This window comes from Xylanibacillus composti (genome assembly GCF_018403685.1).
In the GTDB taxonomy this organism is placed as follows: Bacteria; Bacillota; Bacilli; order Paenibacillales; family K13; genus Xylanibacillus; species Xylanibacillus composti.
The window spans coordinates 31,105-48,033 of record NZ_BOVK01000013.1; the positions used below are offsets into that span (position 1 = coordinate 31,105).

Consider the following 16,929-nt stretch of genomic DNA (forward strand, 5'->3'; position numbering starts at 1 on the left):
CGCTGTGCTAAGATGGGGACATGAAAGCCATGAGGAGTCCTATCTATATGCACAGAATTCCCTTTATGCAGCTGGCGCTGTTCTGTGTGCTGCTTGTTCTGGCAGGCTGCAAGCCTGCGGACTCGGCAGTACGAGATCAAACAGAAATCGTAATTTCCGCCGCTTCCAGCCTGGCGTCTGTCATGGACGAAATCAAGACACTGTACGAGTCGGGGCATCCTGCAGTGAGACTGAAGATGAACTATGGCGGATCTGGCGGATTGCAAAGGCAAATCGAGCAGGGAGCGCCGGTTCATCTGTTCCTTTCCGCAGGAGAGCAGCACACGCAAGCTCTTATAGACAAGGGACTTATCGAAGAGATTCAGGTGTTGGCGGCAGGAAAGCTTGTAGCCATCGTGCACGCAGACAGCGGCCTTGTGCTCCAATCGGCGGAGGACCTGACGCAAGCAGCAGTCGGCAGGCTGGCGATCGGAGAGCCGGACCTGGTCCCGGCTGGATTCTATGCCAGACAATCGCTGCAGTATCACAGCCTGTGGGATGATGTACAGGCTATGCTCATCTATACGAAGGACGTTCGCCAGGCTCTGCATTATGTAGAAAGCGGAAATGCAGATGCGGCTTACGTATATGAGACCGATGCGGCGAATGCGAGCAAGGTTCGCATTGCGTACTATGCCGATTCGGCCAGCCATCCCCCGATCATCTATCCGGCCGGATTGGTGAAAGGCAGCGGAGACAGAGAGGAGGCGCTGCGCTTCCTGCGCTTTTTGGTAGAAGAAGAGGCGCAGCAAGTGTTCCGCAAGCACGGCTTCCATATACCGAGGATGGGAGGCTGAACGATGGATTTGCACTTCATCCTAACGGCTTCGGGAAGCTCAGCAGACTGGTCGACCTTCCTCGAGCCGATTGCCACTTCCCTCAAGGTATCCATCGCCTCGGGTGTGCTTGTATTTCTTGGCGCCGCTGTGGTCGCCTGGCGAATGAGCCGGCGCTCATTCCGCGGAAAGCTCTTGCTGGAAACGGTGATCCTGCTTCCCTTGGTGCTGCCGCCTACCGTTGTGGGCTTCGTCCTGCTGGCCGTTTTCGGCCGTTCCAGCTGGACGGGCAAAGCCATTGAGGCCGTATTTGGCGCATCGCCTGTCTTCACAGCTACAGCTGCTGTCATCGCGGCGATGGTGGTGTCGTTCCCCCTAGTCTATCAAGCGGTAAAGTCAGGCTTCCAATCGGTGGACAGCCAGCTCGAAGAAGCGGCGCGCTCCATGGGCGCGAATGAATGGCAAGTCTTTCGCTGGATTACGCTTCCATTGTCTGGTCGGGCTCTGGTATCCGGATTTGTGCTTGGTTATGCGCGCGGCTTGGGGGAATTTGGCGCGACCTATATGTTCGCGGGCAATATTCCGGGACGCACGCAAACTCTGCCCACAGCCGTTTATCTGGCGGTAGAGACTGGCAGATGGGGCATGGCTTGGATGTGGTGCGCGGTGATGGTGGCGATCAGCATGCTCATGCTGTATGCGGTCAGCCGATTAAACCGACGTTGATTGCATCTTCGAACCGGAGGCTGCAGCGTTAAGCGGAGCTTTGTTTTCGCTGTCCGTTTCTGATAAAGTGGTAGAGATGCAGCTATAAGGTGCAGGCAGGTCTATTATGGAAAAACGAAAAAGGAGATGCGCATAATGTCGGACAAGTTGTCGCGGGAGCAGGAAGAGCAGGCGAACGCCGCCCAAGAGGAACACAAGGAACAGGATGATGTGAATCAGCCGCAACCGAGCGGATCAGGAGAACAGGAGTCGCCGGATTCGCAGGAACAGGAGGCTTCCGCGGATCAAGCGTTCAGAGAACAAGGAAAAGCCAGCCACTGGCTGTCTAATTCGGGACTGCCTTGGACGCTGTGCGGCTTGCTGGCATTGACCATCCTAGTCCTTATTATTTATATGAAGCCATTCGGCCATCCGCAGGCGGTTGCCAAAGTGAATGACGAGCCGATTACGAAGGACCAGATGTATGAGGCAGTTATAGGGCAGTTCGGGCCGCAAGGGGTGGACCAGGTTATCGAGCAGCTGATCACAGAAGAATTGATTCGCCAGGCAGCCGAAGACAAGGGTGTTGCCGTGACGGAGGAAGATTTGGAGGCGGAGCTGGCGGAGCTTCGGGAGCAATTCCCGAGCGAAGAGCAATTTCAGGCCACGCTAGAGCAAGTCGGCTTGACGGAAGAAGAGCTGAAGGAGCAGATGCGTCCGCAAGTTCTTCTTGATAAGATGCTCGCTCCGGAGATTCAGGTCACCGAGGCGCAGGTCAGCGAGCTGTTCGAGCAGCGAAAGCAGGAATTAACGGATCCCGAGATGATTCGCGCTTCCCATATTCTCGTAGATAACAGAGATGAGGCCGAGCAGTTGCTCGGCGAGCTTCAGGAGGGGGCGGATTTCGCCGCACTCGCCGCTGAGCATTCCACGGACGGGTCGGCGAGCCGTGGAGGAGATTTGGGTTACTTCGGAAGAGGCGACATGGTTCAGCCTTTCGAGGAAGCCGCCTTTGCGCTGAATGAGGGAGAACTGAGCGAGATTGTAGAGTCACAGTTCGGATTTCATCTGATCCTGGCAACGGACGTCCCTCGCAACTGGACGCTGGAGAACAAGAAGGAAGAGCTGCAGCTGGAGCTTGAACAGCAGCAGCTTGGCCAGAAGCGAACGGAATGGCTGGCCGGAAGCCGGGACGAAGCCAAGATTGAGAAGCTATACTAGGAGGCAGGCAGCATGCTGACACACATCGTCTTCTTCAAGCTGAAAAATCGGGAACAGGACAATATACGGCACGTGCGCGATACGCTGTTGTCGATGAAAGGCCGCATACCGGAACTGCTGGAGCTGGAGGTGGGGGCAGATATTGTACGCTCTGCTCGCTCCTTCGATCTAGCGCTCGTATCCAAATTCAAAAATCTCGATGCGATGCAGGCGTACCAGGTGCATCCGGTTCATCAAGAGATCATTGCCTTTATGCGAGAGCAGACGGAATCGTCTGCTGCTGTTGACTATGAAAGCGAGGCATAAAAAGGCTACCCATCGGCCGCTTGTGCTGGCATCTGTTGTCATGGGGATGTTCATGGCGGCGATAGAGGGTACAATCATTGCCACGGCCATGCCCAGCATCGTTGCCGATCTGGGCGGATTTCACTTGTTCAGTTGGGCGTTCTCGATTTATTTGCTGATGCAGGCTGTCACGATCCCGATCTATGGGAAGCTTGCCGACTTGTACGGAAGAAAGCCGGTCTTTGTCGGTGGAGTTGCTGTATTTCTGATCGGGTCGCTGCTGTGCGGCTTCGCGCAGTCGATGACCCAGCTGATCGTATTTCGACTTATTCAGGGATTAGGCGCAGGCGCAGTGCAACCGATCGCCATGACGATAGTAGGCGACATTTATTCACTGGAAGAGCGCGGGAAGATTCAGGGCTATTTGGCGAGCGTGTGGGGATTGAGCTCCATTATTGGTCCGGCGCTGGGCGGTTTTTTCGTGCAATACGCGCATTGGGCGTGGGTATTTTGGGTGAATGTGCCCGTAGGCCTCCTGGCGGCGGCAGGATTGATGCTGTTTCTGCGGGAAGATGTCGAGAAGAAAAAGCGGCAGCTTGATTTTCCGGGCTCGCTGCTTTTGTTTCTGCTGATTGGCTCGGCGATGGTCGTCTTCGTTCAGGGGGGCGTCAGGTGGCCCTGGTTCTCCACTCCCGTCCTGCTCCTCACTGTGTTTTTTCTCATCGCTTTTGTTCTCTTCATACAAGTCGAGCGAAGATCGCCGGAACCGGTTGTGCCGCTGGGCATGTGGAAGAAACGGACGATCGCGGTGGCCAATATCGGGTCTGTCCTGACAGGAGCGTTAATGATGGGCGTCTCGACATTTCTGCCGACCTACGTCCAAGGGGTTCTGGAAAAATCGCCAACGCAAGCCGGATTCGTGCTGGCGATGATGTCGATAGGCTGGCCGCTCGCTTCGACGATATCAGGTCGGCTCATGACCCGGACGGGCTTTCGGCCGCTTGCGCTTGTTGGCGGCGTGTTCCTGATCCTGGGGGCATTCGTCTTTCTGACGATGCGCGAGTCATTCGGGCCGTTCTGGCCGGCTGGCGGAGCCTTTCTTATTGGCGTTGGCATGGGCTTGGCGACGACCACGTTCGTCGTTGCCGTGCAGAATGCGGTGGAATGGCGGGAACGCGGGGCGGCTACTGCGTCGAATATGTTTGCGCGCATTGTCGGGACCACGATCGGTGCGTCGTTGCTCGGCGGTGTGCTGAACAATCGGCTGTCAGCTTATTTTCAAGCGAATCCTGTAGACGGAACGGTATTGGATATCGGGCTGGCCGATCAAATCCTGGACCCGGAGAAGCGGCAGGCGCTGGATACAGCGATAACCGAAACAGTGCAAAACGGTCTGGTCATATCCCTTCACTCGGTATACACGGGGGTATTCGTACTGGCAATCTTGAGCATGATCAGCATGGCGTTATGGCCGCGCGGGGAAAAACGCAGGGCTGGAACGTCGGCCTAGGCTAATGAAGGTTTAGGGGGGATAGGCATGTACTATGTGAATATCGATCAAATCGAGAAACGGCTGGACTTCTCGCAGCATGTCGGAACTGTGGCGCGGCGTCTTGCAGAGAATGCGGCTGACCCTGACCCGGTACTGGCTTTGTCCCGGGAACGGGTGCTGCAGCTGGCCATTGAATTGGTTACGGATGTCGGCTCTTATCTGATTGACGGTTTTATGATGCGGGATGCCGGAAGCTATGAGGACATCGTGGAAGTGCTGCAGGGCGAAGAAGTGCTGGATGATCGACTCGCGGAAGCGCTGGTGAACCTTGTGAAGTGGAGGAAGCCGCTGATGCAGCAATATATGGATTTGCCGCAGGAACAATTGAGCGGCCTGATTCCGCCGCTCGGGGAGCAGCTGCAGGCATTCGCCGAGCAAGTGCGGCAGTTTTTGCAGCGAAATAAGGATTTGTTGTAAAAGAATTGTTATAATAAAGGGAAATTAGGAATGATCGGGGTGTCTTCATGGCTGATGCGCAGAGAATGAAAGAATGGGTGCAGTTGATGAGCGACAAAGGCTGGCGGGTTACGAATCAACGCAAGAGCTTGCTCGAGCTGTTCCTTTCTTCCGAGCGGTACTGGTCTCCGCTTGAAGTGTATGAGGAGATGAAGCGGGACTATCCGGGTGTCAGCTACGATACGATCTATCGGAATCTGCGCTTGCTGAGCGAGCCGGATCTGGGCGTGTTGGAACAGTTCCATTTCCACGACGGCATGAAGTTTCGGGCACGCTGCGAGTCTCATCATCATCACCATATGATTTGCATGCAATGCGAAAAGACCATTCCCTTTGAATTTTGTCCACTCCCGTACGTCGGACAACAACCAGGCTTCGAACCTGTTATGCACCGCTTTGAAATTTACGGCTATTGCGGAAACTGTCAGGGAGCCGAACAGAAAAAGTAATCGTTAAGCTGGTCTATCCAGTCGAGTGCCGACTGTTCGGCCAGCTTTTTGGCATGCCGCCTTTTTTGGATGCCTCCTTCTGACCCGCCGGTTCCATTCTCCCAATTTACACGGCATGTTCACTAAGCTACAATAGGAGATAGTAAAGGGTGATGGAGATGCGGCAACCGGATGTGTCGACAAAACAGACGATATTGCATATTTTGAAAACACAAGGAGCGCACAGCGTCGGAGAACTGGCGGTGCAGCTGGGTGTAACCGAGATGGCAGTGAGACGGCATATCCAGTCGTTGGAAAAGGACGGTTTCCTCCAGTCGGCGGCAGTCAAGCTGCCGAAAGGCAGACCGCTCCATCGCTATATGCTTGCTCCGGAAGCGGATAAGCTCTTCCCGAAAAATTACAACGTGCTCGCGCTTGATCTGCTCGAAGAGCTGGAACAGGAAGACAGTGCGATGGTGGAGCGCTTGTTCGAACGGCGCAAAGCCCGTCTGGCCGAGCGGTATACCGAGCGCATGAAGGGCAAGACCCTGTCCGAAAAGGTCACTCTGCTTGCGCAAATCCAAGATGAATCCGGTTATATGGTTCGGGTTCACCCTGATGAAGAGGGCGGATATACGCTGGTTGAGCATAATTGTCCGATCTCGCATGTAGCCTATCGTTATCAGCAAGCTTGCCGCTGTGAGCTCCAGCTGTTTCGGCAGCTGCTGGACAGCGAGGTGGAACGGACCGAATGTCTGGCGAAGGGCGGGCAGAAATGCAGCTACCAAATTCGTCCGCGCCGAGTGAACACTTGAAGCGTCCCATACGATTCCAAATAAAAAGCTGTCCCCCAGTTATTTCTGAACTTGGGAGGCAGCTTTTTCTATTTGGTATTCTCTCGTTTAGTTCCCGCGATTCTGGAGAACACTAGGGAAACAACACTGGAATCGGAGCGTGAGTATATGTTGTTCGGCATGCTGCGGCGTCTAACTCATCATTGGTTCACCAGCCAGCATCGGAAATCGGTTCCGCCCGGCACGTCAGATGATCTGCGGTTGTATGCGAATGCGGAAACGAATGTGCAATATATTCGCGACCTGCTTCGTCATCCTGTCGATCTGGTCGTTCGCAGGTTTCCGCTAACGTCAAACTCTGCCCTGACAATCTTGTATATGGAAGGATTGGCCGACACCGAGAGGATTGAACAGTTTGTATTGGAGCCTCTTAAGGATTATGCGCTCCATGGACACTTCCGTCACAATGCTGCAGGGCTGGCTGAACAATTGCCTGAATTGCTCGCGGCAGGTCAGGTCAGTCGCGAAAGCTGTTTGCCTCAGCTTGTCAACAAGCTGCTATCCGGCAGCTGTCTGCTATTCGCAGACGGCTGGACAGGAGCGATGGTTGCGGATTTCAAGGGAGGCCCTTATCGCAGCGTAGACGAGCCTGCCAGCGAAGCAATGATACGCGGCCCGCGCACGGGGTTTATCGAAAATATTACGACCAATATAGCGCTGCTTCGCAGAATAGTGGTAGATCCCAATCTGCGGCTCGATTCCTATGTCATCGGCAAGCGCTCGAAGACACGCGTCGTTCTTGCTTATGTAGACGGTGTAGTGCCCCCTGACCTTGTTGCCGAAGTGAAACGGAGGCTGGATTCATTCTCGCTTGATACTGTACCGGAGAGCGGAGCCATCGAGCAACTGATTCAGGACAGCTTCCTTTCGCCTTTTCCCCAAATTCGCCATACCGAGAGGCCCGACAAGGTAAGCGCGAATTTGTATCAGGGCAAGGTAGCGATCTTTATTGACGGCACGCCGTTTGTGCTTCTCCTGCCGATCACGTTTGGCTCCGAGTTGCATTCCACAGAAGACTACAACGAGCGCTGGATGATTTCCACGCTTATTCGCATTCTCCGTTACATCTGCGCATTTATCGCGGTGTTTTTGCCGGGGTTGTATATTGCGCTTGTTGAGTATCACCCTGGCATGATTCCCTCGAAGCTTGCCTTCTCCATTGCGGGCGCCAGGGAGGGTGTGCCTTTCCCAGCTGTAGTCGAAGCCTTCTTCATGGAGGTGACGCTGGAAATATTGCGTGAAGCCGGCGTCCGTATGCCTAAGCAGCTCGGTCAAACGATTGGCATCGTCGGGGGGTTGGTAATCGGGGAGGCGGCTGTCATGGCCGGCGTAGTCAGTCCATTCATGGTTATCATCGTTGCCGTCACCGCGATCTCCACGTTTGCCCTGCCGAACTACAGCTTCGGCATCTCCTTGCGGATCATTCGTTTTGCCGTCATGATAGGCGCTGCCATCTTTGGCTTTTATGGGCTTGTACTGGTCTACATTATGGTGAATATTCACGTTACGAATCTGAAAAGTTTCGGCTTGCCTTATACTGCCCCATTCTCGCCGACTTTCCCGGGAGACTGGAAGGACCTCGTCCTGCGTGCGCCCTATACGACCATGCAAGAGCGGCCGGACATGAACAATACGGCGGACAAGGTGAAGCAAAAAACCAACAAAGGTGAGAAGCAATGAAAAATGCCTATCCGTATTCCGATGAACTGGTATCCGAGAGGGAGTATATGGTGGCGATTCCTGCGTTTACGATTGGGGTAAGCATTTTGTCGTTGCCGCGTATCCTGGCCACGCATACGTATGCGTTCGACGGCTGGATGCCCTTGCTGAGCGCCGGCTTGTTCTTCATGGCCTGCGGCTGGCTTGCGGCGCGCCTTGTACAGAAGTTCCCGGGCATGACGTTCCATGAATACGGCTCGAGGCTCGTCACGCGTCCCATTTCCGCTGTTCTGACCTTTGTAATGGGGGTGACATTCGCCTCTCTCGTTGCCTACGAAGTCCGGGTGCTGAGCATGATCTCCAAGCTCTATTTGTTTGACCGGACCCCGATTGAGGCCATCGCTTTGGTTTTTTTGCTTGTGGTCATCTATGCGGTAGCAGGGAGCCGGGCAGCATTGTTCCGGATCAACACGTTGTTTTTGCCGATCGTGCTGCTCTTTACTTTGATTGTGCAGCTGGCCAACCTGAAGTACCTGGACATCGGTGAAATCAAGCCCTTCTTTCAGACTCCCGCTCCCTCGCTGTTGAAGGCCGCCTTCTTTTCATCGGGGGCTTTTGTCGGCTATATCATATTGCTGCAATATGCTTCCAGTGTGCGCAATCCGACTCATTTGCCCAAGCATACACTTGTCGGCATGGCTGTGCCGGTCGTGCTCTATCTGATCATTTATTTCTTTGTCGTCTCTACATTCGGGCAAGGAGCATTGCGAAATATTGCATTCCCGACAATCGAAACGGCGAAGGAAGTAGAGCTGCCGGGAGGATTTTTCGAACGCTTCGAGTCTATCTACTTCACGGTCTGGACGATGACGATATTCAGCACAGCGGCGATGGCCTACGATCTGGCTATCCTATCGCTCTCTTCCGTATTCAAGCGTGTGTCCAAAATGAGATGGATCTACATATTGTCTCCTCTCATTATGCTATTGGCCATGGTGCCCAATAACAATATGGAGGTGGAACAATGGGGGACTATTTACATTGTGATAGGAATCATATACGGGGTGATCGTTCCAATTATGTATCTAATCATGGCCCGTCTCAGGAAGGCAGGCGCAGGCTCAAGCCGGCAGGGCTGCTAGGTATGCTGGTTGCATGCGCGCTTATAACAAGCGGCTGCTGGGACCGGATAGAAATAGAGGAGCGGGGATTTGTCATTGGCGTGGCGATTGATTTCCCTAAGAGCGGGCAGGCTGAGGACCGCGCCGATAAGGAAGCGGGGAACAAGGCCAAGGGACCTGAACGCTTTGCGCTCACACAGCAGCTTGTTGTGCCCGGGGCGCTGGCTGGAGAAGGAGCCGGGCAAGGAGGCGATGGAGGGGGCAAAGCTTATATGAACATGACGAGCGAAGGGGACACCATCTTGGAGATGATCCGGTCGACCGCGGCCCGGACAAGCCGATCTCCCTTCTATGAGCATATCAAGATTATTATTGTGTCGGAGGAAGTAGCCAAATCTGAGTACTTCGCTTCCACGCTGGACTATTTCATCCGCTATCCAGAAATGCGGCGCGGCACAAAGCTGTTTGTTTCCAGGGGAGATGCGCGCAAGGTGCTGGAGGTAGAACCGACGAACGAGAAGCTGCCCGCCATGTATATCGATTCCATTTCCAAGAACGATTATCGGAACGCGCGCATGCAGCCGCCGGTTCGTATCGGGGAAGTGCATGATAAGCTGCTGGAGAATGAGCCCTTCCTGATTCCGCGCATCAATGCCGACATGAACGAGGTAAAGATTGCGGGCAATTCCGTATTCCGCGATGGCCGACTGGCAGGATTTCTTGGCGAGGAGGAAACGGAAGGGCTGAATTTTTTGAATGGCCAGCTGCATGGCGGGATTTTGGAATTTGAGATCGAGGGAGGGATTGCTGTGATGGCTGTAACCTGGGTGAAGCCGTATATTCAAGCAGTCATTGAAGCAGGAAGACCCGTATCCTTCACCATACGGATGCAGGTGGAGGGGAATTTGCACGAAACGCTGAAGCCCCTTTCCTTGGAGGAGTCGCGCATGTACGAACAGATCGAGAAGGAGGCTGAGCAGGAGGTTATACGCCTGTGCGAGCTGGCTGTGAAGAAGCTGCAGAACGAGTTTGCCGCAGACGTAATCGGCTTGGGGAAATGGCTCAAAACCGAACGGCCTAAGGTGTGGAATGCGGTGAAATCGGAATGGAATGGAGAGGGAGGCATGTTCAGTCAAGTAAGCATTAACATCGAACCGGAAATAGATCTCCGCAATATTGGTTCTGTGTTGGACTCTTCACGCATGCATGCGGAATAGTCAGGCTTTCATACGAAAGGAGGATGCATCATGCGGTTATGGCTGGCCGATCATATCCCATCGGGCGCCACGTTTGTTTGTGCGGCGCTCAGCTTGTTCGTTCCTTGGTTGATCGTTAAAATTTTTGCCGCCTTGCACCGCCGGGCAGATCCGCCGTGGAAAAAAACTTGAGCAATCGCATTTTGGTTGTGTCAGGACGAGTGTGCTATACTTACAATACAATATGGCAACTGGGCGTATGCCCGTAAGCGTCGCGAATCCCCGACGGAAGAGGTGATGCGTTGGTGTGGGAAATCAGTGTAGTCGTAATAGCGGCCGCTTTTGTCGTACTCACAGTCTATTTGATCGCAACGCTGCGAACAGCACGAGCGTCGATGCTGCAGATGAGTCAAACGGTACGGCAAATGGAGCAAAGGGTGGAAGAGATCAGCGGCGAAGCGCAGCAGCTGCTGAAGCACTCTCGTGAAATGACGGCCGATCTTCAGGACAAGGTGAAGAGTCTGGACAGCATGTTTGCCACTGCGAAGCAACTGGGGAACTCCATGAAGCAAGTAAGCAGCGCAGTGGAGCAGGCAGGGGATGCGGTGCATGAGATTACCTCGTCTGTGAAGCAAGTATCCGCTGCTGTATCGCACAACGTGACGAGCAAGGTTCAGCGCGCGGCGTCCTCGAGCAACAGCACAATCGATACGGCGATTGCCTTTTTGACATCGGGGCTTCAGCTGTGGAACAACCTGAAAGAGTCAAAAATGAGAGGAGAGGAACAGCATGACGGAAAAGAACAACAATAGCCAATCGTTCAGCGGCAAGCATTTCGCGGCTGGCGCAATTCTTGGCGCTCTCGTAGGAGCGGCAACCGCGCTTTTGCTGGCGCCGAAGTCGGGCAAGGAGCTGCGCGGCGATATTGCGGAGGGCTACCATCAAGTAAGCGAGAAAACGCATCAAGTCGCTGACACGGTAGGCAAAAAGTCGCGTGAAGTATATGGAACAGTCAGCCAGAAGGGGCAAGAATGGGCGGGCAAAGCCAGGGATACAGCAGAAGATTTGAAGACATGGGTGCAAGCTCGCCGCAATCCAGCTGCCGAAGCGAGCGAAACGGAGACTTTGGATGCACAGGCGGAAATCGCCGCAGCAAGCGAGTCCGCACAGGAAGAAGGTCAGAATAACTGATCCTGCATGACACCGTCATCTCGCATACATCAAGGCTGCCTCTAGCGTCGCGAATCGACTTGGGGGCAGCTTTTTTCTATGGTTTCTTGAAGCTCTTGCGAAACTCGGCGGACGGACCTATTCCGCTTTTGATCAGCCGCGGCATCAGCAATCCTGCTGCCTGCTGCCAGACCGGCTCTGGCTCTGTCAAGCTAAAGCCGCGTCACTTGTCCGGCGAACCGGCTCGTGGGATAATAAGAAAAAAAAGAGAGAGACCGCTGCTATATTAGTAGACAGAAAGGAGGCGGGAGATTGATGAACAAGAAATCATTTGTGCTTGAGCAGGGGTTATACCTAAGCTGGGGAATTGCGCTTGCAGCGACCTTGGGCAGCCTGTATTTCAGCGAAATCCAGAAATTTATTCCATGCACTTATTGCTGGTACCAACGTATTTTGATGTATCCGCTGGTTATTCTCCTGGGCATTGCCGCTGTGCGCAATGATTACAAGCAAAGCTATTATGTGCTGCCGTTCTCGGTGCTCGGCATGGGGATGTCCACCTATCATTATTTGGTGCAGAAAACCCCCTGGTTCCAGTCAGCGGGATCAGGCTGCGGCATTATTCCTTGCAACACGGCCTATATTAATTGGCTTGGCTTTATCACCATCCCATTTTTGGCGTTGATCGCTTTTACCCTGATCACCGTGCTGCAAATCTTGATTATCCGCAATGCCCGTTCGGCTGCAGGCAAGTAAGGCTCCAAATCAGGTACATTTACCGATTTTCCTTCATACGCTGAATAAGAGCAAGGGTACAGTCACTTGAACAATGAAGGAAGCGGTAATTGTGCAGCATCCTATAGCCATTCTGGATTCGGGCGTCGGCGGCATTACCGTGGCGAAGGAGATCATACGCCAGCTGCCGCAGGAAAAGATCGTCTATTTCGGTGACTCGGCGCGGTCGCCCTATGGGCCGCGAAAGCCGGAAGAGATCGTCCGGTTTACTATGCAAATTGTGCGTTATCTGTTGCGCTTCCAGCCGAAGCTTTTGGTAATTGCCTGCAATACAGCGACAGCCGTTGCTTTGGATCAAGTGCGAGCTTCTGTCTCGATTCCCGTCGTAGGGGTGATTTGCCCCGGCGCACGGGCAGCAGTCAAGAAGACGAAATCCGGCGTGATCGGGGTCATTGGCACGGAATGCACAGTTCGCAGCCAAGCGTACGATCAAGCGCTGAAAGATTTGTCGCCCAAGCTGGAGGTGCTCAGCCAACCCTGTCCGCGGTTCGTTCCGCTGGTGGAGCAGGGGGATTTTCACTCGCCTCAAGCGAAGCAAGCAGTATGGGAGTCGCTGGCGCCGCTTAAGCACCATGCGCATGGAAAACCGATGGACTGCTTGATCCTGGGCTGTACCCATTATCCGTTTCTTCAAGATGCCATTTCGAGCGTGATGGGCAGCGGAGTGGAGCTGATCAACTCTGCCGAGGAGACGGCGCGCGAGACCAGCGCCGTCCTTCATCATCAAGGGCAGCTGGCGAAGACGAGGGAACGGCCGGTTCATCACTTTTTGTGCAGCGGCAATCCGGCTACCTTTCAAGGCATTGCGAGGGAATGGCTGAATGAGGATATCCAGGTAACGCCTGTCGTGTGGCAGGGTCCCAAATACGTATAATTTCATGGAAAAACCTCCTGTTGCATAGGTTACTTGCAAAGGAGGTTTTTTGACGCATGTCCTTTCCTTATTTGGTCCAAGTCGGTGACAACCTGCATCGCATTGCCCGCAAATTCGGCATCAATGTTCCTTCGTTGTTAGCTGCAAACGCGCAGCACCATGATCATGCTTATGTCATGCCGGGTCAAATTCTCCGGATACCCGTTCGTCCGTCCCGTCATTATGCCGTGCAGAAAGGGGACAGTTATGCGACTATTGCGCATGGCTTCCAGATCAGTGAGAAGCGATTGAAGCAGATCAATCCGGCTGTGCCCGCCGAACGGCCGCAAGAGGGGCAGGTGCTTCTGATTCCCGGCCAGGAAGGCGGGCTATGGAATGAACCGGGCTTGTCCTACGGATATGTGGAACTTCAGAAGGATTTGAACCGATGGAAAGGGGCGTATCCTTTCCTGCAGCAGGAGGCAATCGGCCAATCCGTATTGGGAAGAGAGATTGCCGCTGTGTTGCTCGGCACGGGCTCCCGCCGGGTACATGTGAATGCGAGTGTTCACGCGAACGAGTGGATGACGACCCCGCTCCTCATGAAGTTTGTGGATGATTGCGCGGCTGCTCTTCAGCATGGAACTCTGTTCCGGGGAACCGACATCGCCTCGCTCCTCGAACATGTCAGCTTGCATGCGGTGCCAATGGTGAATCCGGATGGCGTGGAGCTGGCACTGTGCGGGATACATCCCGCGCATCCGTATTACGCGGAGCTGACTGCCTGGAATAACGGCTCCCGTCAATTTCAGCAGTGGAAGGCGAATATCCGCGGCGTCGATCTGAATGACCAGTTTCCGGCTCACTGGGAGACAGAGCGGGAACGGCGTTCTCCGAATGGTCCGTCGCCCCGGGATTATGCAGGCGAAGCGCCGTTGTCCGAACCGGAAGCGAAGGCGTTGGCCGTCTGGACAGAGCGCATGGATTTTCATTGTGTCGTATCGCTGCATACGCAAGGCGAGGAGATTTATTGGAACTATCGCGGCTATGAGCCGGAAGAGGCGGAACAGCTGGCAAATCGTCTGGCCTCGGTGAGCTTCTATCGGGCCGTCAAGCTGGCGGGCAGCGATGCCGGATATAAGGACTGGTTCATTCAGCGGTTCAGGCGCTGCGGCTTTACGGTGGAATGCGGCTTCGGCGTCAATCCGCTGCCGGCCGAGCAATTTCCGGCGATGTATGAGCGAGTAAGCGCATTGCTGCTGGAGGCGATGAAGGCTGCGGCAGTAGGGTAGGCGGTACAAATTTGGGGGACGGGATTGCTTTCTTGGTGCCGATTATATACAATAGCACTCAGATTAAAATGGATCGGTGCTGCCGGTATCGAAGGAAAGGAGATCCCGCACCTATGGCGAATGACATAAGAATCTGCGATAAGTGCAGGCATATACGGTTGAAGACGATGGTGCCGAAGCTGGAACAGCTGGACCCGGAAGCGGAAATCAAAATTGGCTGCAAATCTTATTGCGGTCCCTGCTCCAGAGCGGCATTTATCTATATAAATGGACGGTATGTGACAGGCCAGACAGAAGACGAAGCGATTGAAAAAGCGAGAAAATATGTGAAATAAACATCATCTTCCTCAGATCGGTCTCATACAATGAGGTGGGCGGATACGCATATGCTGCCCGCGGTTGGTCCCGATCGATCTATGAGGGAGGTTTTTTTTATGGCTGATGGGAAATCACCGGATACGGCTGCCTATGACGTGGAGAAGGCGCTGTTTGAACATCGGTTTTGGCTGCAGATTCTCGGCGATCACGCCAGATTCATCGAAAGCTCCATGCCCATTGCTGAGCTGAAGGAAATCGAACAGGCACAAGCATTCATCACTTTGTTCGATTCCTTGCTGGGAACGGCAAGAAGGCGACTGCCGGCTGCAGACACGCTTCGCCTGACACAGGAAGCGCTCCAGGCGGCGCAGCAATTGCGCGCATTCAAGCTTCATTTATTGTCCAGACATTTGCAAGGCGATCTTCGTTCAACGCTGCCCCCGACCTTTTACAATCATATGGTGAATGAAATCGATGAATACATTCGCATCCTAGCTTACTTGACTGTGGAGAAAACGCCGCCGCTGCTTCATCCTGTGCATCATCATCTGATCTGGCTGCTCGATGCCTCCGGACACGCTGCCTCGATTCACGATCAACTGGACCCGGTCGAAGCGGATCTCCGAAACAATAGCGACATGTACAAGAAAAAATTCGATGCCTTTTACTTAAAGGCTGTGGAAATGGCAGGCTACCTGAGAACCGGCTTGACCGCCTTCCCTGCGCTGCATCGCTTCAATCGTCAGGTTGATCTGGAGATGAAGCTGTTTCAGGGCTTCCTGGCAGAATTGGTTGAGCTGAATCTTACCGGGGAGGCGCTTGATGTGCTGACACCGCTTATGCCGGATCATATGTACAGGGAGGAATGCTATTACTTGATCAAGCTGGCTGAGACAAGCGGAGTGAAGCCTCCCGAATGTGATCCGACCAAGCCTCGCGTACAGGAGTGACGGTCGTGGCTGCGCGCTTTGCGGAGAAAGCCGCCCGAACCTGCAATGGCTGCAGCTTTGGGCGGCTTTTGTTGCGGTTAGCGCACCTGATCGGCCGGTATTTTGTACTGGTAGTACTGGCATTCGATACGGCCATTGTAGAGCTTGCGTTTTTTGTCTGCCTCTTGTTCGAAATAGCGCTCGAATGCTTTGGTCGGACTGAGAGCGAAGGCGGACCAGCTCCCTAGCTTGCGGTACAAGTGGCCGAATTGGCGGATCAGCTTTTCCACCTCACGCTCATCCGATAACCGTTCACCATAAGGCGGATTGGTAATAAGGAAGCCTCGTTCCCCCTCCGGCTTCGCCTTCGCAACCGGCAAGGCTTCGAAGCGGATATCCTTGGCCAGGCCAGCGGCGCGGGCCGCTGCCTGCGCTACCTCAATCGCCTGCGGGTCGATGTCCGAGCCGGCAATGTGCAAGGGGGTATCATCCTTCAGCGCGTCATAGGCTTCGTCACGGGCGGATTGCCAGGCCTGCTCGCCAATCCGCTGCCAGGCCTCCGCCGGGAAGCTGCGGCGCAGGCCCGGCGCCACGTTCCAGGCGATCATAGCCGCCTCAATCGGTATGGTGCCGGAACCGCAGAACGGATCGTAGAGCGGCAGTTCCGGACGCCAGCGGCTAATGTAGATCAGGGCTGCCGCCATTGTTTCCTTCAACGGCGCTTCGGTGACCAGCTTGCGGTATCCTCGCTTGTGCAGGCTGGGTCCGGTCGTGTCCAGCGTCAAGGTAGCCGTGTCCTTCAGAAGAGACACTTCGATAGCGTATCGCGGTCCGTTCTCCTCGAACCAGGACTGGCGGTATGCTTCTTTCATTTTTTCCACGACCGCTTTCTTCACAATGCTCTGGCACGCCGGCACACTGGACAGCTGGGACTTCTGCGATCTGCCCTGAACGGGGAATTCGCCGTGCATCGGAATCCAGTCCGGCCAATCCAGCGCTTTGGTGCCTTCGAACAGTTCCTCGAAGGTTGTAGCCGGGAACTCCCCCATCTTGACAAGAATACGGTCGGCTGTTCTCAGCCAGAGATTGCAGCGGGCGATATCCGACGCTTCGGCGCTGAAGATGACGCGGCCGTTCTCCGTCATTTGATCGGTGTACCCAAGCTGCTTCAATTCATAGGAGACGATGGCCTCCAATCCCATCGGGACGGTGGCAATCAGTTGGAGTTTCGACATGGGATAGACAGCTCCTTCTTGATAGGTATAGCTGAACTAGCTAGC

At 54.4% G+C, this 16,929-nt stretch carries 20 protein-coding genes; 19 read left to right on the plus strand and 1 reads right to left on the minus strand.

Annotation, left to right across the window (positions count from 1 at the left end):
• Positions 1-47: 47 nt before the first annotated feature.
• From modA to XYCOK13_RS04910, 19 genes are all read left to right on the plus strand, one after another.
• Positions 48-836 carry a molybdate ABC transporter substrate-binding protein gene (gene modA / locus XYCOK13_RS04820; protein ID WP_213410754.1) on the plus strand — a complete coding sequence of 263 codons (789 nt, stop codon included), beginning with the start codon at positions 48-50 and terminating at the stop codon, positions 834-836.
• Positions 837-839: 3 nt separating this feature from the next.
• The gene (gene modB / locus XYCOK13_RS04825; RefSeq protein WP_213410755.1) at positions 840-1,541 is read left to right on the plus strand and encodes a molybdate ABC transporter permease subunit; all 702 of its coding nucleotides are present in this window, start codon (positions 840-842) and stop codon (positions 1,539-1,541) included.
• 135 nt (positions 1,542-1,676) lie between these two features.
• The gene (locus XYCOK13_RS04830) at positions 1,677-2,741 is read left to right on the plus strand and encodes a peptidylprolyl isomerase (RefSeq protein ID WP_213410756.1); all 1,065 of its coding nucleotides are present in this window, start codon (positions 1,677-1,679) and stop codon (positions 2,739-2,741) included.
• A gap of 12 nt (positions 2,742-2,753) precedes the next feature.
• Positions 2,754-3,047, plus strand: a complete 294-nt coding sequence (locus tag XYCOK13_RS04835) for a Dabb family protein (protein ID WP_213410757.1) — start codon at positions 2,754-2,756, stop codon at positions 3,045-3,047.
• A complete protein-coding gene (locus XYCOK13_RS04840) occupies positions 3,031-4,536 on the plus strand; it encodes an MDR family MFS transporter (protein ID WP_213410758.1) in 1,506 nt (501 codons plus the stop codon). The genes XYCOK13_RS04835 and XYCOK13_RS04840 overlap by 17 nt, the downstream gene beginning before the upstream one ends.
• Positions 4,537-4,563: 27 nt before the next feature.
• On the plus strand, positions 4,564-4,995 hold the full coding sequence (locus XYCOK13_RS04845) for a DUF86 domain-containing protein (protein ID WP_213410759.1): 432 nt from the start codon (positions 4,564-4,566) through the stop codon (positions 4,993-4,995).
• Between the two features lie 47 nt (positions 4,996-5,042).
• Positions 5,043-5,483, plus strand: coding sequence for a Fur family transcriptional regulator (locus XYCOK13_RS04850; protein ID WP_213410760.1), 441 nt, complete (start codon positions 5,043-5,045; stop codon positions 5,481-5,483).
• Between the two features lie 152 nt (positions 5,484-5,635).
• Positions 5,636-6,277, plus strand: coding sequence for a helix-turn-helix transcriptional regulator (locus XYCOK13_RS04855; protein WP_213410761.1), 642 nt, complete (start codon positions 5,636-5,638; stop codon positions 6,275-6,277).
• A 147-nt stretch (positions 6,278-6,424) separates the two neighbouring features.
• The gene (locus tag XYCOK13_RS04860; RefSeq protein ID WP_244865001.1) at positions 6,425-7,996 is read left to right on the plus strand and encodes a spore germination protein; all 1,572 of its coding nucleotides are present in this window, start codon (positions 6,425-6,427) and stop codon (positions 7,994-7,996) included.
• Complete coding sequence (locus tag XYCOK13_RS04865; protein ID WP_213410762.1) at positions 7,993-9,117, plus strand: GerAB/ArcD/ProY family transporter; 1,125 nt, start codon at positions 7,993-7,995, stop codon at positions 9,115-9,117. Before XYCOK13_RS04860 ends, XYCOK13_RS04865 begins: the two co-directional genes overlap by 4 nt.
• Before the next feature lie 2 nt (positions 9,118-9,119).
• Positions 9,120-10,313 (plus strand): Ger(x)C family spore germination protein, encoded by a 1,194-nt coding sequence (locus XYCOK13_RS04870; protein ID WP_213410763.1) that lies wholly within the window; start codon positions 9,120-9,122, stop codon positions 10,311-10,313.
• Between the two features lie 30 nt (positions 10,314-10,343).
• Positions 10,344-10,484, plus strand: a complete 141-nt coding sequence (locus tag XYCOK13_RS04875) for a hypothetical protein (protein ID WP_213410764.1) — start codon at positions 10,344-10,346, stop codon at positions 10,482-10,484.
• Between the two features lie 113 nt (positions 10,485-10,597).
• Positions 10,598-11,104: a DUF948 domain-containing protein gene (locus XYCOK13_RS04880; protein ID WP_213410765.1), complete on the plus strand. Its 507-nt coding sequence runs from the start codon at positions 10,598-10,600 to the stop codon at positions 11,102-11,104.
• Positions 11,082-11,483 (plus strand): YtxH domain-containing protein, encoded by a 402-nt coding sequence (locus XYCOK13_RS04885; RefSeq protein WP_213410766.1) that lies wholly within the window; start codon positions 11,082-11,084, stop codon positions 11,481-11,483. The genes XYCOK13_RS04880 and XYCOK13_RS04885 overlap by 23 nt, the downstream gene beginning before the upstream one ends.
• A 294-nt stretch (positions 11,484-11,777) precedes the next feature.
• Positions 11,778-12,218, plus strand: coding sequence for a disulfide oxidoreductase (locus XYCOK13_RS04890; RefSeq protein ID WP_213410767.1), 441 nt, complete (start codon positions 11,778-11,780; stop codon positions 12,216-12,218).
• A 91-nt stretch (positions 12,219-12,309) separates the two neighbouring features.
• Positions 12,310-13,131, plus strand: coding sequence for a glutamate racemase (racE, locus tag XYCOK13_RS04895; RefSeq protein WP_280520876.1), 822 nt, complete (start codon positions 12,310-12,312; stop codon positions 13,129-13,131).
• A gap of 56 nt (positions 13,132-13,187) precedes the next feature.
• Positions 13,188-14,402 carry a M14 family metallopeptidase gene (locus tag XYCOK13_RS04900; RefSeq protein WP_213410769.1) on the plus strand — a complete coding sequence of 405 codons (1,215 nt, stop codon included), beginning with the start codon at positions 13,188-13,190 and terminating at the stop codon, positions 14,400-14,402.
• Between the two features lie 113 nt (positions 14,403-14,515).
• The gene (locus XYCOK13_RS04905; RefSeq protein WP_213410770.1) at positions 14,516-14,737 is read left to right on the plus strand and encodes a YuzB family protein; all 222 of its coding nucleotides are present in this window, start codon (positions 14,516-14,518) and stop codon (positions 14,735-14,737) included.
• Positions 14,738-14,836: 99 nt separating this feature from the next.
• Positions 14,837-15,670, plus strand: coding sequence for a DUF2935 domain-containing protein (locus XYCOK13_RS04910; RefSeq protein WP_213410771.1), 834 nt, complete (start codon positions 14,837-14,839; stop codon positions 15,668-15,670).
• Between the two features lie 77 nt (positions 15,671-15,747).
• Here XYCOK13_RS04910 and XYCOK13_RS04915 read toward each other — a convergent pair whose 3' ends face one another.
• A complete protein-coding gene (locus tag XYCOK13_RS04915; protein WP_213410772.1) occupies positions 15,748-16,884 on the minus strand; it encodes a THUMP domain-containing class I SAM-dependent RNA methyltransferase in 1,137 nt (378 codons plus the stop codon).
• Between the last annotated feature and the right edge of the window lie 45 nt (positions 16,885-16,929).